The following is a 13,814-nucleotide window of genomic DNA, read 5'->3' as shown; positions in this document are numbered from 1 at the left end:
GATACCTCACCTCTTGTCGTCGGCCGGCGTCCTTGGTCGGTATGCCGCGTCCGTGCTCAGCCTGCCACGTCGCTGTGGCCGCGCCCTACCAGGTTTCGCTGCTCGAACGGGCGCGCCATTAGTGCCCCAGGATCGCGTTGGTGTAGCCGCGATGTTGCCGGCGAAACAGCCGGCCGTGACCCGGTGCAGCCCGAGGTCCTCGAACGCCAGCGCGAGCAGGGCCGCGCCGATCTCGGTGCTCAACCCGCGCCCGTGCACGGCGGGGTCGAGCAGGTAGCCGATCGAGCCTTCGGCGTCAGATCGGCGTCGGTGGGTGGGCGTATCACCAGCCGCTCGGCGCGCCGGGGCCAGAGGTCTGCTCGCGTCACCGCGCAAGCCAACCAATGCGCGAGGATGAGCGCAACGCAGGATCGGGCAAACGGCATACTCGGCGCTTGTGAGCGAACTGCGAGCGCGTGCCGACCACGCCGACTTCATCGCCGGCCTGCCGAAGGCCGAACTCCACGTCCACCACGTCGGGTCGGCGCGGCCGGAGACGGTCGCCGCCCTCGCGGCCCGGCACCCAGACGCAGGGGTGCCGACGGAGCTGGACGCGCTGCGCGAGTTCTTCACCTTCACCGATTTCGGTCACTTCATCGAGGTCTATCTGGCGGTCGTCGACCTGCTGCGGACCCCGGAGGACATCAGGTTGCTCACGTATGAGGTCATCGAAGGCCTTGCGGCACAACGGGTTCGATATGCCGAACTGACGATGACGCCTTATACCTCGGTGATCCGTGGCATCCCGATCGAGGCGTACACCGAGGCGATCGAGGATGCACGCATGGCTGCCGAACGCGACCACGGCGTCGCCGTGCGCTGGATCTACGACATCCCCGGCGAATCCGGTGTTCCGGCGGCCGACGCGACGATCAGGTATGCCGTCGACCACGCCCCCGATGCCCTCGTCGCCTTCGGCTTGGGCGGACCGGAGATCGGTGTGCCCCGAGCCCAGTTCGCGCCCCACTTCCAGCGCGCCCGAGCCGCGGGCCTGCACTCTGTGCCCCACGCGGGCGAGTCGACCGGGCCGGAGACGATCTGGTCGGCGATCCGCGACCTCGGCGCGGAGCGGATCGGTCACGGTATCCGCGCGATCGACGATCCGGCGCTCGTCGCCCACCTGGCGGAGCGCCGCATCCCTCTGGAGATCTCGCCGACCTCGAATCTCGCCACCCGGGTCGTTAAAAACATCGAGGACCACCCCATCAAAGCGCTGCGTGACGCAGGGGTCGTGGTGACCGTCAACAGTGACGACCCGCCGATGTTCGGGACCACGCTTGGCCGCGAATACGCGCTGGCGGCCGAGCTGCTGGATCTCGACGAGACCGGCCTGCGCGATCTGGTGGCGGCGGCCGTCGACGCGAGCTTCGCCCCGCACGACGTCAAGACGCGCCTTCGGGCGGACATCGCCGGCTACGTCCCCGCGTGACCGCTCACGGGATGGCTCCCCGGACGACGGTCGCCTTCACTTCCTGGCGAGCGTGCGCCTGCCCGAGCGGGTGACGCCGGGGCGATAGGTGGAGACGGTGGGTTCACCGTCGAGCCAGAAGCGCCAGGGGTAGCTCGCTCCGTCGCCGCCCGGACCACTCACGCCGACCCGCGGTCCAGTGCGGATCTGTTGCGGGACAATGGAGTTCGACGCTGCCCGCACGACCAGGTCGATGGGCTCGACCGGCATGGCCGGGGCACGCAGCGCCGGCCGGCAGAAGTCCCGGCCGGTGTCGCCGCCGTCGAGCGCCAGGGTCGTGGCCAGTCGAGCCGGTCCCCGGCACCAGTCCCGCGGGGCAATACCGGGGCGCCGCTGGGCGGCAACATCGAGGCCGTCGACGACCTCGCCGGCCCGGATGAGCACCGCCTGGGCGAGATCGACGGGCCCGGTGACCAGACACAACATCCAGTGCATGCCATAGGTGAAGTAGACATAGGTTAAGCCGGCCGGGCCGAACATCGGCTCCGTCCGTGGCGTCCGGCCGCGGAAGGCGTGCGAACCCGGGTCGTGGAGGTAGCCGGCATACGCCTCGGTCTCGGTCACGCGGACGGTGACGCCCGCGTGGGTGATGGTGCACCCGAGCAGATCGGGGGCCACCTGCAGGACTTCGCGCGCGAAGAATCGGCGCGGCAGGCGGGGCGGGCGCGGCATACGTAACAGTCTGCGCGACGCGAGCGGCCCAAGAGGCTCGCAGCATGTCGATCACCCTGCGTCGTGCGCACACCGACGACGTCGATCGGATCGGCCACCACCGGGATTCGATGCTTCGCGAGATGGGAATCAGCGAGGACGTGGTCGCTGCGGCGAGCGCGCCCGCGCGCGATTCGCTCGCGTCGGCGCTCGCGGACGGCCGGTATGTCGGCGTGCTCGCGCACGAGAAAGGCGCCGTCGTGGGCGGGGTCGGCGTGCTGTGGCTGGACCTGCCGCCGAACACGCACACGACCGTTCCTCGGCGCGGCTAGCTGCTCACTATGTATATCGAGCCGAGCCACCGGCGGCGGGGCCTGGCCCGCCGGCTGATCGAGGAGTCGCTGGCCGTATGCCGTGCCTCCGGCGTCGACTCCGTCTGCACGCCTCGGACGCCGGGCGGCCGCTCTACGAGGCGCTCGGGCTCACGGCGACGACAGATATGCGGATCTCGCTGCCCTGATGGCTCAACCGGCGGTGGTGGCCCAGCCTCTGGCGGTCCCGGCTGCGGTGCGCGCGGCGTCGAGTTGCTCGGCCACCCGCGCCGGGGCCGTGCCGCCCTTGGCGTCGCGCGAGGCCAGCGACCCGGCCACGCTCAGCACGCGCCGCACGTCGGGCGTGAGCGCCGGGCTGATCGCCGACAATTCTGCGTCACTCAGCTCCCACAGCTCGATCCCGCGCTCCTCGCAGGCCCGGACACAGGCGCCGGCCACCTCGTGCGCGATACGGAAGGGCACGCCACTGCGCACCAACCACTCGGCGATATCGGTCGCCAGCGAGAATCCTTGCGGGGCAAGAGATTCGAGTCGGTCAGTGTCGAACTCCATGGTCGCCACCATCCCCGAGAAGGCCGGCAGCAGCACCTCCAGGGTGTCGACAGCGTCGAAGACGGGCTCCTTGTCCTCCTGCAGATCGCGGTTGTAGGCCAGCGGCAGACCCTTGAGCGTCGCGAGCAGGCCGGACAGATCGCCGATCAGCCGGCCGGCCTTGCCGCGGGCCAACTCCGCGACATCGGGATTCTTTTTCTGCGGCATGATGCTCGACCCCGTCGAATAGGCATCGTCGAGGCGGACAAACCCGAATTCCTTTGTCGCCCAAAGAATCACCTCTTCCGCGTGCCGAGAGATGTCGACGGCGATCATCGCTGCGACGAAGGCGAACTCCGCGACGAAGTCCCGCGCCGCCGTGCCGTCGATGGAGTTGTCGACCGCCGCGGCGAAGCCCAGATCGGCGGCCACGGCTTCGGGATTGAGCCCCAGCGAAGAGCCCGCGAGAGCACCCGACCCATAGGGCGAGACCGCAGCCCGCCGGTCCCAGTCGCGAAGCCGATCGACATCGCGCAGCAGCGCCCACGCATGGGCGAGCAGGTGATGCGAGAGCAGCACCGGCTGCGCGTGCTGCAGGTGGGTCCGGCCGGGCATGGCCACGCCAAGGTGCCGATCCGCCTGCGCCACAAGAGCATCCACTACGTCCAGGACAAGGGCGGCCACGACGCGGGCATGGTCACGCAGATACATCCGCAAGAGCGTCGCGATCTGGTCGTTGCGCGACCGGCCGGCCCGCAGCCGCCCGCCGACGTCGGCGCCGACCCGCTCGATCAGGCCCCGTTCCAGCGCGGTGTGCACGTCCTCGTCGTCTTCTGCGGCGACGAAGATGCCGGCGACCACATCGGCGTCGAGGCGCTCGAGGCCGTCGAGCATCGCCATCAGGGTCGCCTCGTCGAGTAGCCCGGCCCGGTGTAGAACCCGAGCGTGGGCTCGGGATCCGGCGATGTCGTAGCGCGCGAGCCGCCAGTCGAAGTGCGTCGATTTGGACAGTGCGGCAAGGGCATCCGCCGGGCCACCGGCAAATCGTCCGCCCCAGAGACTGACGCGTTCGGTGGTGGGCTCGGTGCTCACGCATTGTCCTTCCGGGAGGTGACGAGCAACCGGCGCGCGAGGGCGTGGCCGGCCTCCTCGCCGCAGGTGATGATCATGATCGTGTCGTCACCGGCGATGGTGCCGAGGACGTCGGGCAACTGCCCGTGGTCGATGGCCGAGGCCAGGAAGCTGGCGGCGCCCGGTGGGGTGCGCAGGACGACCAGGTTGGCGGAAACAGCGGCAGAGACAAGGAGTTCCTGGCAGCGCTGGCGCAACCGGCCTTCGACCTCGGCGGGATCCGCTGCGGGTCGGGCGGTGCGGTCACCGCCCTCGCCGGGCACGGCATACACCAAGTCGGTCCCGACGCGCACGCGTTCGGCACCGATCTCCTTGAGGTCCCGGGACAGCGTCGCCTGCGTGACCTCGATGCCCTCTGCCGCAAGGATTTCCACGAGCTCGAACTGCGAGCGGATGAGACGCTCACCGACGAGTTCGATGATCCGCTGCTGTCGTCCGGCCCGCGACGGCGAGACCGTCACGGTGTCACCGCGTCGGCGCTCGCGTGCTGCAGGAGGAAGGACAACACGGCCTTCTGCGCGTGCAAGCGGTTCTCGGCCTCGTCCCAGACGACCGACTGCGGCCCGTCGATCACCTCGGCGCTCACCTCGAAGCCGCGATAGGCCGGCAGGCAGTGCAGGAAGATCGCAGCCGGGTCGGCCACGCCCATCACCTCGGGGGTGACCCGGAACTTCTCGAAGGGCGAGCCGATCCCCTGCCGCTCCCCCTTCTCGGCTTCCATCCCCATCGATACCCACGTGTCCGTGACGACGACGTCGGCACCGTATGCCGCGGCATACGGATCCTTTGTCAGCATCACCGAACCACCGGTCGACGCAGCGATTTCCGTTGCCCGAGAAAGAATCTCGGCCTTCGGCTGATGGGTCGGCGGGGTGGCGACACGGACGTGAAGGCCGGCGGTCGCCCCGCCGACGAGATAGGAGTGCGCCATATTGTTCGCGCCGTCGCCGAGATAGGCCATCGTCAGACCGGCGAGCCGGCCCTTGTGTTCGCTGATGGTCAACAGATCGGCGAGGATCTGGCACGGATGGTAGTCATCGGTGAGCGCGTTGACGACGGGGACGCCGGCGTGCGCCGCCATCTCCGCGATGCGCTCCTGGCCGAACGTGCGCCACACGACGGCCACCGACTGACGGCCCAGGACCCTGGCGACATCGGCGATCGACTCGCGCACCCCCACCTGGGCGAGGTTGCCGTCGATGATCATCGGGTGACCACCCAGATGGGCGATCGCCCCGGTGAACGAGGCCTGGGTCCGCAGCGTCGGCTTGTCGAAAAGCACGGCTACAACCTGCGGTCCGGCGAGGGCCGTGTCGCCAAAGGGGTCGGCCTTCATCGCCGCGGCGCGGGCCAGCACCTCAGCCTGCTCGGCCGGACTCAGGTCGTCGTCCTTGAGGAAGTGGCGGACGGTCATGACATCTCCTCGATAGCTCGGTCGGCGATCGGCCCCAGGGCCGAGACGAAGGCGTCCACCTCCGGCCGGCCGATGATCAGCGGTGGCGCCAACCGGATCGCGTCGGGGGCGACCGGATTGATGATGAAGCCCGCATCGCGCGCCTGGGTGGCGACCACGGCGGCGATCGGGCGCTCGAAGGTGACAGCGCGGAGCAGACCGCGACCGCGGGTGCCGCTGATGGCCGGATGCCGCAATGCGGCAACGGCTTCGGCAAAGTAGTGGCCCATGGCGGTGGCATTGGCCAGCAGGCCATCCCGCTCGATGGTGTCGAGCACCGCCAGGGCGGCTGCGGCGGCGAGCGGGTTGCCGCCGAAGGTCGAGCCGTGCATGCCGGGCTGCAGCATCGCGGAGACCTCGGGCCCGAAGGTCACCAGAGCGCCGATCGGCACCCCGCCACCGAGGCCTTTGGCCAGGGTCATCGCGTCCGGCCTGATGCCGGCGGCCTGGAAGGCGAACCAGTCACCGGTGCGCCCGACCCCCGTCTGCACCTCGTCGACGATCATGAGTGCGCCGCGGCGACGCGTGAGTTCGCGCACGCCGGCCAGATATCCGGGGTGTGGCTCGATCACGCCGGCCTCGCCCTGGATCGGTTCCAGGACAACGGCTCCCACGTCGGGGCCGAGCGCGGCCTCCAGAGCGTCGAGGTCGTCATACGGGATGTGTCGCACGCCCGGCAGCAGCGGCTCGAAGGGTTCCCGGTACGCGGCTTTCGCGGTGAGCGCGAGGGCGCCGGTGCTGCGGCCGTGGAAGGCGCCAGCCATGGCGAGGATCCCGCGCCGGCCGGTACGGCGTGCGAGTTTGATCGCTGCCTCGAGCGATTCGGTGCCGGAGTTGGTGAGGAAGACCCGGGAGCCGGCCGGCGCCTCGGCGAGACTCAGCAGTCGCTCGGCGAGCTCGATCTGGGCGCGGCTGGTGAAGAAGTTGGAGATGTGGATCTGGCTGGCGACCTGTTTCGAGACGGCGGCGACCAACTCGGGGTGGTTGTGGCCCAGCGCACTGACGGCGATCCCCCCGAGCAGGTCCAGGTAGCGCACGCCGTCGACATCCCAGACGTAACAGCCCTCGCCGCGGTCGAGCACGAGGGCCGGGCGGCCGAACACGCCGAGCAGGGCCTCGGCATACCGGTTCAGCAGGTCGTTAGTCGCGGTCACGTCAGGAGACTCCTTGGCTGGCAACGGAATCCGGCACGATCATGGTGCCGATCCCCGCGCTGGTGAACACTTCGAGCAGCAGCGAGTGGGGTTGGCGCCCGTCGATCACGTGCGCCTGGGGGATGCCCTGCTCGACGGCCTGGCAGCAGGCCTCGAGCTTGGGGATCATGCCCTCGTCCACTCGGGTGAGCAGGTCGCGTGCCCCGCTGAGCGAGATCTGCGACAGCAGGCTGTCGCGATCCGGCCAGTCGGCATAGACCCCCTCGACGTCGGTGAGGATGACCAGCTTGCGGGCGCCGAGTGCGACAGCCAGCGCAGCTGCGGCCGTGTCGGCGTTGACATTGAGGACCTGTCCGTCGCCGTCCAGATCGGGCGCGACGGTGGAGACAACTGGCACCCGGCCGGCGGCCAGCAAGTCCTCGACGGCCGACGGGTCGACCTGGATGACCTCCCCCACCAGGCCGATGTCCTCTTCCACCCCGTCGATGACCACGCCGCGACGCCGGGCCCCGAAGAGCGCCCCGTCCTCGCCGGACAGCCCAACCGCCATCGGCCCGTGCTGGTTGATCAGGGCGACGAGCTCACGACCGACCTGACCAGTCAGAACCATGCGGACCACGTCCATGACCTCCGGGGTCGTAACGCGCAGGCCACCCTTGAACTCACTCCTCATGCCCAGGCGGGTGAGCATGGCCTTGATCTGCGGCCCACCCCCGTGCACGACGACGACGCGCAGCCCGGCTAGCCGCAGGAAAGCGATGTCCTGGGCGAAGGCCACCTGCAACTCCCGCTCGGTCATCGCGTTGCCGCCGTACTTGACGACGACGAGCGCGTCGCGGAAGCGCTCGAGCCACGGCAGCGCCTCGACAAGCGTGGCCGCCTTGTCGTGGGCGGCACGCACAGTGGCGGGGTCGGCGGGACGGCGCACCGCGGATTCCGAAAACATGGGGTGGGTCGCCGATCAGGTGCTGTAGGCGGAGTTCTCATGGACATAGTCGTGCGTCAGGTCGTTGGTCCAGACCGTGGCCGCCTGCTCCCCCGCGTGCAGGTCGAGAATGATCTGCACGTCGCGCGGCGCGAGGTCGACCAGGGCGCGGTCGTCGCCGACGCCACCGGAACGGCATACGGTCACGCCATTGATCGCGACGTCGATGGCGTCCGGTTCGAAGGCCGCCGACGTGGTGCCGACCGCCGCGAGGATGCGGCCCCAGTTGGGATCGCGACCGAAGATCGCGCACTTGAAAAGGTTGTTGCGCGCGATGGCCCGGGCGACGTCAAGCGCATCGGATTCCGTTGCCGCAGAGCGCACATCGATCCGGATGTCGTGCGCGGCTCCCTCCGCGTCCCGCACCAATTGCATAGCCAGATCCGCGCAGACCTCGGTCAGGGCCCGCTCGATCGCGTGGTCGGGCACGGGGATCTCGGAGGCACCAGAGGCTAGGACGACCACGGTGTCATTGGTCGACATGCAGCCGTCGGAGTCCACGCGGTCGAAGGTCAGGGAGGTTGCCCGTCGTAGCGCCGTCGCCAGGACGCCGGCGTCGACGACGGCGTCGGTCGTGAGGACGACGAGCATCGTCGCCAATCCCGGGGCCAGCATGCCGGCCCCCTTGGCCATGCCGCCGACGCTCCAGCCGCTCGCGTCATAGGAACTGGTCTTGGGGACGGTATCGGTGGTCATGATGGCGGTCGCGGCTTCCGCGCCGCCCGCGTTCGAAAGCTCGGCTGCCGCGGCGTCGATGCCGGCGAGCAGCAGGTCCATCGGCAGCCGCTCACCGATCAGGCCGGTGGAGCAGACGACCACATCGCCGGCCGAGATGCCGAGCTCGGCGGCCACCCGCTCGGCGGTCGCGTGGGTGTCTTGGAAGCCACCGGCACCCGTGCAGGCATTGGCGCCGCCCGAGTTGAGCACGACCGCGTCGGCCCGGCCGTCGGCCAGGACCTGCCGGGACCACAAGACCGGGGCGGCCTGCACCCGGTTCGACGTGAAGACGGCCGCGGCCACGTGATCTGGCCCGTCGTTGACGACCAGCGCCAGGTCGGGCCGGCCGCTGGCCTTGAGGCCGGCAGTGACTCCGGCGGCGCGGAAGCCGGCGGGATGAGTGACGGACATCGGATCTCCTTCGGGGCTTTCAGGGCGCCACGCCGACGAGGGAGAGCCCGGTCAGCTCCGGCAGCCCCAGGGCGAGGTTCATGCACTGCACGGCCGCACCGGCCGTGCCCTTCGTCAGATTGTCCACCGCGGCGATGCCGATCGCCCGCCCGATCCGCTTGTCGACAGCGATCTGGACGTGAACGGCGTTGGCGCCCAACACATCGCTGGTGCGCGGCCAGGAACCTGGCGGCAGCAGGGTGACGCAGGGTTCGCCGGCATACGCCTGTTCCCAATGGGCCCGGATGCCGTCGGGATCCGTCCCCGGGACCAGCCGCGCCGTGCACGTGGCCAGGATGCCGCGCGCCATCGGCGCGAGGGTGGGGGTGAAGGACAGACTCACGGGCTCCCCCGCGGCCCAGGACAGGTTTTGCTCCATCTCTGGCGTATGCCGATGCCCTCCCCCGACGCCATAGGGCGACATCGCGCCCATCACCTCCGCCCCCAGGAGTTGCGGTTTGAGCGACTTGCCGGCGCCGGATGTCCCGGACGCGGCGACGACGACGATGTCATCGCGTTGGAGGACACCGGCTTTCAGGCCCGGCGCCAGGGCCAGGCTGACCGCGGTCGGGTAACACCCCGGCACCGCGATCCGGTGCGCTCCGGCGAGGGCAGCGCGTTGCTCGCCCTCGGCGAGCGGGAGTTCCGGCAGTCCGTAAGGCCAGGAGCCGGCATACGGGGTGTCGTAGAAGGTGGTCCAGGCCTCGGCGCGCTCGAGCCGGAAGTCCGCACCGCAGTCGATGACGGTCACGTCCGCCGGGAGCTGAGCGGCCAACGCCGCACTGTGCCCGTGCGGCAGGGCGAGGAAGACGACATCGTGCCCGGCCAGCACGTCGGTGGTCGTCTCCTGCAAGGGGGTGTCGGCGATGGGCGTCAGGTGCGGATGGATCGCCCCGAGTCGCTGCCCGGCGTTGCTGCTTGCCGTGAGGGCGCCGAGGATGACCTCGGGGTGGCCGAGCAGGAGGCGGATGAGTTCGCCACCGGCATACCCGCTGGCCCCGGCGACGGCAACGCTGATCACATTGCATGACTATACCGGATTCGGCAACTTCATGCACATTGGTTGAGACCCCGCGACTCAGCACAGGCTAGGTGACCTCCAGCAGGGTAGACCCTGTCCGACGTCACCTAAACCCTGCTAGCAGAGTTTAGGTCCGGGGGGTCAGCGGTCCTCAGACGCGTTGCTCGGCGCCCACGGCCGAACGCGCGGCGGCGACTGCGGCGTCGCGGAGGGCGCTGACCTGATCGGTGGTCAGGGTGCGGTCGGGTGCGCGGAAGGCCAGGCGGTAAGCGAGCGACTTCTTGCCGTCCCCGGCCTGAGCACCGCGGTAGATGTCGAACAGGCTCACCGATTCCAGCAGCTCCCCCGCCCCCGCGCGCACCGCAGCTTCGACGCCGGCGGCCGGCGTGGCCTCGGTGACGACCAGCGCGATGTCGGTGTAGGCAACCGGTGAGGTGACGAGCGTCCGCGCGGTTGCCCGGCTCTTGCTGGCAGCGATGAGCACATCGACGTCGACTTCGGCGGCGACCGTCCGGGCAGGCAGCCCGAGGGCAGCCGTCACCTTGGGATGCAGTTCACCGGCGTGCCCGATCAGGCTGCCGTCGGCAAGCGTGAACTGGGCACACCGGCCCGGGTGGAAGGGCATTGGGTCGGCCGCGGTGATCTCGGCACGGACGCCCAGGGCGTCGAGCACGCTGGTCACCAGGGCGATGACGTCACCGGTGTCCGCGGGGCGGCCGTCGCCCCACCAGCCCGAGCGCTCCCGCTCCCCGGCCAGGACGATCCCGAGGTGACGCGGCTGGGCGGGCACGGCTGCCCGGATCGCAGCGAGCGTCTCGGCGTCGGGGTGCACGCCGACGTCCTCGGTGGGCGCCGACTGTTGTGGCGCGTCGAGGGCGGCGACCAGGCCGAGCTCGAAGAGCCCGACATCCTTGCTGCCCCGGGCCACATTGCGCAGGACCGCGTCGACCATGGTCGAGAGCACGCTGATCCGGAAGAGCGGCTGCTCGTCGGAGAGCGGGTTGGCGATGGCGACCGTTCGTGCCCGCGCCTGCGTCGCGTCCCATCCCATTGCCGTATGCCGTGCATCACCGACGAAGGGTGCGCCCCAGATCTCGTGGAGTCCTTGTGCCGCGAGCACATCCGCGATGATGCGCCGCGTGCGCTGGCCGTGGGTCAACCCGCGCCCGCCCGGCGGGGTCGGCAGCACCGACGGGATCTTGTCGTAGCCGTCGATCCGGGCGACCTCCTCGACCAGATCGGGAGCGGTCAACAGATCGGGGCGCCAGGACGGCGGGCTGACCCGAAGCGTCGCCTCGCCCGCGCCGTCGACGGTGCAGCCGAGTTCGGTAAGGATGCGGCGGACGTCGGATGCGGCATACGGGGCACCGACGAGCCGGCTCGGGTAGTCGGCATCGAGCGGGATGACGGGAGCGACCCACTCCTGCTCGATGGTGTCGGTGACCGCGGGATCGACCGTGCCACCGCCGTAGTGGACAAGGAGTTGCACCGCGAGTTCCGCGGCCGCGGGCGCGAGGAGCGGGTCCACGCCCCGCTCGAAGCGGCGCGAGGCCTCCGAGGGCAGCTTGTGCCGGCGCGCGGAACGCGCGATCGTCACCGCGTCGAAGTGCGCGGCCTCGATCAGGACATCGGTCGTGGTGGCGGAGATCTCGGTGGACTCCCCACCCATCACACCGGCGATGGCGATGGGGGTCTCGCCGCCGTCGGTGATCACCAGGTCCTGCGGGTCCAGGGCGCGGTCGGCGCCGTCGAGGGTCGTCATCCGCTCCCCCGCACGCGCGCGGCGCACGACGATCGATTCGCCGAGCCGGTGCAGATCGAAGGCGTGCAAGGGCTGGCCGAGGCCGAGCATGACGTAATTGGTGACGTCCACGGGCAGCGAGATGGGACGCATGCCGGCCTCGGTGAGCCGGGTCTTGATCCAGCCCGGCGTGGGCGCCGAGACGTCGAGGCCACGAACGATCCGCGCGACATACCGGCTGCATCCGGCGCGCCCGCGGATCGGGTCGTCCTCGACGAGACGGACGCAATAGCCGTCGGCGGTCGGTGCGGGGGCGGCCGCGGCGAGGGCCAAAGCCGGATCGACATAGGCGGCGCCGGTGGCGTGACCGTACTCGCGCGCGATGCCGCGAATCGAGAAGCAGTAGCCACGATCCGGCGTGACATTGACCTCGACGGTCTCGCGGTCCAGGCCGAGGATCGGCAGCACGTCGGCGCCGGGGATCAGCCGGGCCAGGGTCTCGGAGTCGCCGGCGAAACGCCGCGTCAGCACGATGATCCCGTCGTGATCCTCGCCCAGGCCGAGCTCACGCTCGGAGCAGATCATGCCGGCCGAGAGGTGCCCATAGGTCTTGCGCGCGGTGACCGTGAGCGGGCCCTGGGCAGTAGGCAGCACGCCACCGGGCAGGATCACCGGGACCAGGTCGCCGACCTCGAAGTTGTGGGCCCCGCAGACGACCCACTGGGGCTCGCCCGTGCCATTGGCCTCGCCGACGTCGATCGAGCACCAGTTGATGGTCTTGCCATTCTTCTGCGGCTCGGGCTCGCGGGTGAGCACCCGGCCGACGACGACCGGGCCCTGCACCTCGCTGGTATACAGGCCCTCCTCCTCCAGGCCGACCTTGACCAGAGCAGCAGCGATCTCGACGCCGGTGGATTCCGCTGGGACAGCGACATATTCGCGCAGCCAGTCGACGGGGACACGCATCAGATCTCCATCCCGAACTGTGCGTCGAAGCGCACGTCACCTTCGATCATGTCTCGCATGTCCGAGACACCGGAGCGGAACATCAGCGCCCGGTCGATGCCCATCCCGAAGGCGAACCCGGAGTAGCGTTCGGGGTCGACACCGCAGGCGCGCAGCACCTTGTGGTTGACCATGCCGCAGCCGCCCCACTCGATCCAGCCGGTCCCCTTGCAGGTGCGGCAGGCCGGGTCGGCGCCCCGGCAGACGAAGCAGCGCAGGTCCATCTCGGCGCTCGGCTCGGTGAACGGGAAAAACGACGGCCGCAGGCGGGTCGTGATGCCCTCCCCGAAGAGTTCGGCGGCGAGCCGATCCAGCGTGCCCTTGAGGTTGGCCATCGTGATGCCCTCGTCCACCGCGAGTCCTTCAACCTGATGGAAGGCCGGCATGTGCGTGGCGTCGAGTTCGTCGGTGCGGAAGACTCGGCCCAGGCAGGCGACATACAGCGGCACACCGCGATCGAGCATCGCGCGCGCCTGCACGGGGGAGGTATGGGTGCGCAGCACCAGTCCGCCCTCCGGCGGCTCGATGTAGAAGGTGTCCTGCATCTGGCGAGCGGGATGGTCGACATCGAAACCTAGCGCGTCGAAGTTGAACCATTCCGCCTCGATCTCCGGGCCTTCGGCGATCTCCCAGCCCATGCCGACGAAAATGTCGGCGATCCGCTGCCCCATCAACTCGATCGGGTGCCGGCGGCCGAGCGGCCGGCGACCGGTCGGCAAGGTGACGTCGATGGCCTCCTCGATGAGGATGCGGGCGTCGCGGTCGGCTTCGAGCTCGGCCTGGCGGGCGGCATACGCGGCGTTGACCTGGCCTTTGGCCTGCCCGACACGCTTGCCGGCTTCGGCCTTGGCGCTCGGTGGCAGAGCGCCGATCTCGCGGTTGGCGAGGGCCAGTGGCGACTTGTCGCCGAGGTGGGCGAGCTTGGCGGCCTTGAGGTCGGCAAGCGTCGACGCGGCCGTTGCGGCCGCCAGGGCGGCAGCGACCGCGGCCTCGACCGCTTCGGGCGCCAGGGCGGCGACCTCGACGGGGTCGTAGTTGCTATTGGGTCCGGACATGGCTCACTTCACGCGCGTTGGAGGCTTCGGCGCCCGAGTCTACGTAACGCGGCGCGCGGGGCCGACCGAGTTTCACCTGCC

The 13,814-nt window shown here is 69.9% G+C and carries 13 protein-coding genes; 2 read left to right on the top strand and 11 right to left on the bottom strand.

Features of this window, described 5'->3' with window-relative positions:
- Positions 1-6: 6 nt before the first annotated feature.
- Positions 7-477, bottom strand: a complete 471-nt coding sequence (locus ABD209_RS09095; protein ID WP_344065088.1) for a GNAT family N-acetyltransferase — start codon at positions 475-477, stop codon at positions 7-9.
- Here ABD209_RS09095 and ABD209_RS09090 point away from each other — a divergent pair.
- Complete coding sequence (locus tag ABD209_RS09090) at positions 437-1,468, top strand: adenosine deaminase (protein WP_344065085.1); 1,032 nt, start codon at positions 437-439, stop codon at positions 1,466-1,468. The two genes, ABD209_RS09095 and ABD209_RS09090, sit on opposite strands and share 41 nt — an antisense overlap.
- A 36-nt stretch (positions 1,469-1,504) precedes the next feature.
- Here the strand turns inward: ABD209_RS09090 and ABD209_RS09085 are convergent, their stop codons facing one another.
- Positions 1,505-2,179, bottom strand: coding sequence for a DNA-3-methyladenine glycosylase (locus ABD209_RS09085; protein WP_344065082.1), 675 nt, complete (start codon positions 2,177-2,179; stop codon positions 1,505-1,507).
- A gap of 44 nt (positions 2,180-2,223) precedes the next feature.
- Between ABD209_RS09085 and ABD209_RS09080 the strand changes: the two genes are divergently transcribed.
- Positions 2,224-2,490, top strand: coding sequence for a hypothetical protein (locus ABD209_RS09080; protein WP_344065078.1), 267 nt, complete (start codon positions 2,224-2,226; stop codon positions 2,488-2,490).
- Between the two features lie 192 nt (positions 2,491-2,682).
- Here the strand turns inward: ABD209_RS09080 and argH are convergent, their stop codons facing one another.
- From argH to pheS, 9 genes are all read right to left on the bottom strand, one after another.
- Entirely contained in the window at positions 2,683-4,113 is a 1,431-nt protein-coding gene (gene argH, locus ABD209_RS09075; protein ID WP_344065075.1) for an argininosuccinate lyase, read from the bottom strand.
- Positions 4,110-4,613 (bottom strand): arginine repressor, encoded by a 504-nt coding sequence (locus ABD209_RS09070; RefSeq protein WP_324385779.1) that lies wholly within the window; start codon positions 4,611-4,613, stop codon positions 4,110-4,112. Before ABD209_RS09070 ends, argH begins: the two co-directional genes overlap by 4 nt.
- Entirely contained in the window at positions 4,610-5,566 is a 957-nt protein-coding gene (gene argF, locus ABD209_RS09065) for an ornithine carbamoyltransferase (protein ID WP_344065071.1), read from the bottom strand. Before argF ends, ABD209_RS09070 begins: the two co-directional genes overlap by 4 nt.
- On the bottom strand, positions 5,563-6,759 hold the full coding sequence (locus ABD209_RS09060; protein ID WP_344065068.1) for an acetylornithine transaminase: 1,197 nt from the start codon (positions 6,757-6,759) through the stop codon (positions 5,563-5,565). The genes argF and ABD209_RS09060 overlap by 4 nt, the downstream gene beginning before the upstream one ends.
- 1 nt (position 6,760) lies before the next feature.
- Positions 6,761-7,705: an acetylglutamate kinase gene (gene argB / locus ABD209_RS09055; protein WP_344065065.1), complete on the bottom strand. Its 945-nt coding sequence runs from the start codon at positions 7,703-7,705 to the stop codon at positions 6,761-6,763.
- Positions 7,706-7,720: 15 nt separating this feature from the next.
- Positions 7,721-8,872, bottom strand: coding sequence for a bifunctional glutamate N-acetyltransferase/amino-acid acetyltransferase ArgJ (gene argJ / locus ABD209_RS09050; protein WP_344065062.1), 1,152 nt, complete (start codon positions 8,870-8,872; stop codon positions 7,721-7,723).
- 19 nt (positions 8,873-8,891) lie between these two features.
- The gene (gene argC / locus ABD209_RS09045) at positions 8,892-9,932 is read right to left on the bottom strand and encodes an N-acetyl-gamma-glutamyl-phosphate reductase (protein WP_344065059.1); all 1,041 of its coding nucleotides are present in this window, start codon (positions 9,930-9,932) and stop codon (positions 8,892-8,894) included.
- Positions 9,933-10,083: 151 nt separating this feature from the next.
- The gene (gene pheT, locus ABD209_RS09040; RefSeq protein WP_344065056.1) at positions 10,084-12,639 is read right to left on the bottom strand and encodes a phenylalanine--tRNA ligase subunit beta; all 2,556 of its coding nucleotides are present in this window, start codon (positions 12,637-12,639) and stop codon (positions 10,084-10,086) included.
- The gene (pheS, locus tag ABD209_RS09035; protein WP_344065053.1) at positions 12,639-13,733 is read right to left on the bottom strand and encodes a phenylalanine--tRNA ligase subunit alpha; all 1,095 of its coding nucleotides are present in this window, start codon (positions 13,731-13,733) and stop codon (positions 12,639-12,641) included. Before pheS ends, pheT begins: the two co-directional genes overlap by 1 nt.
- Between the last annotated feature and the right edge of the window lie 81 nt (positions 13,734-13,814).

Source organism: Nostocoides vanveenii, from assembly GCF_039531165.1.
In the GTDB taxonomy this organism is placed as follows: domain Bacteria; phylum Actinomycetota; class Actinomycetes; order Actinomycetales; family Dermatophilaceae; genus Nostocoides_A; species Nostocoides_A vanveenii.
This window is presented reverse-complemented; position numbering and strand designations above follow the sequence as displayed.

What these genes read in the sequence shown, in the direction of transcription:
- argB (WP_344065065.1), bottom strand. Translation starts at nt 7,705, where the DNA reads ATGTTTTCGGAATCCGCGGTGCGCCGTCCCGCCGACCCCGCCACTGTG.
- pheS (WP_344065053.1), bottom strand. Translation starts at nt 13,733, where the DNA reads ATGTCCGGACCCAATAGCAACTACGACCCCGTCGAGGTCGCCGCCCTG.
- ABD209_RS09080 (WP_344065078.1), top strand. Translation starts at nt 2,224, where the DNA reads ATGTCGATCACCCTGCGTCGTGCGCACACCGACGACGTCGATCGGATC.
- argJ (WP_344065062.1), bottom strand. Translation starts at nt 8,872, where the DNA reads ATGTCCGTCACTCATCCCGCCGGCTTCCGCGCCGCCGGAGTCACTGCC.
- ABD209_RS09095 (WP_344065088.1), bottom strand. Translation starts at nt 477, where the DNA reads ATGAAGTCGGCGTGGTCGGCACGCGCTCGCAGTTCGCTCACAAGCGCC.
- argF (WP_344065071.1), bottom strand. Translation starts at nt 5,566, where the DNA reads ATGACCGTCCGCCACTTCCTCAAGGACGACGACCTGAGTCCGGCCGAG.
- ABD209_RS09085 (WP_344065082.1), bottom strand. Translation starts at nt 2,179, where the DNA reads ATGCCGCGCCCGCCCCGCCTGCCGCGCCGATTCTTCGCGCGCGAAGTC.
- pheT (WP_344065056.1), bottom strand. Translation starts at nt 12,639, where the DNA reads ATGCGTGTCCCCGTCGACTGGCTGCGCGAATATGTCGCTGTCCCAGCG.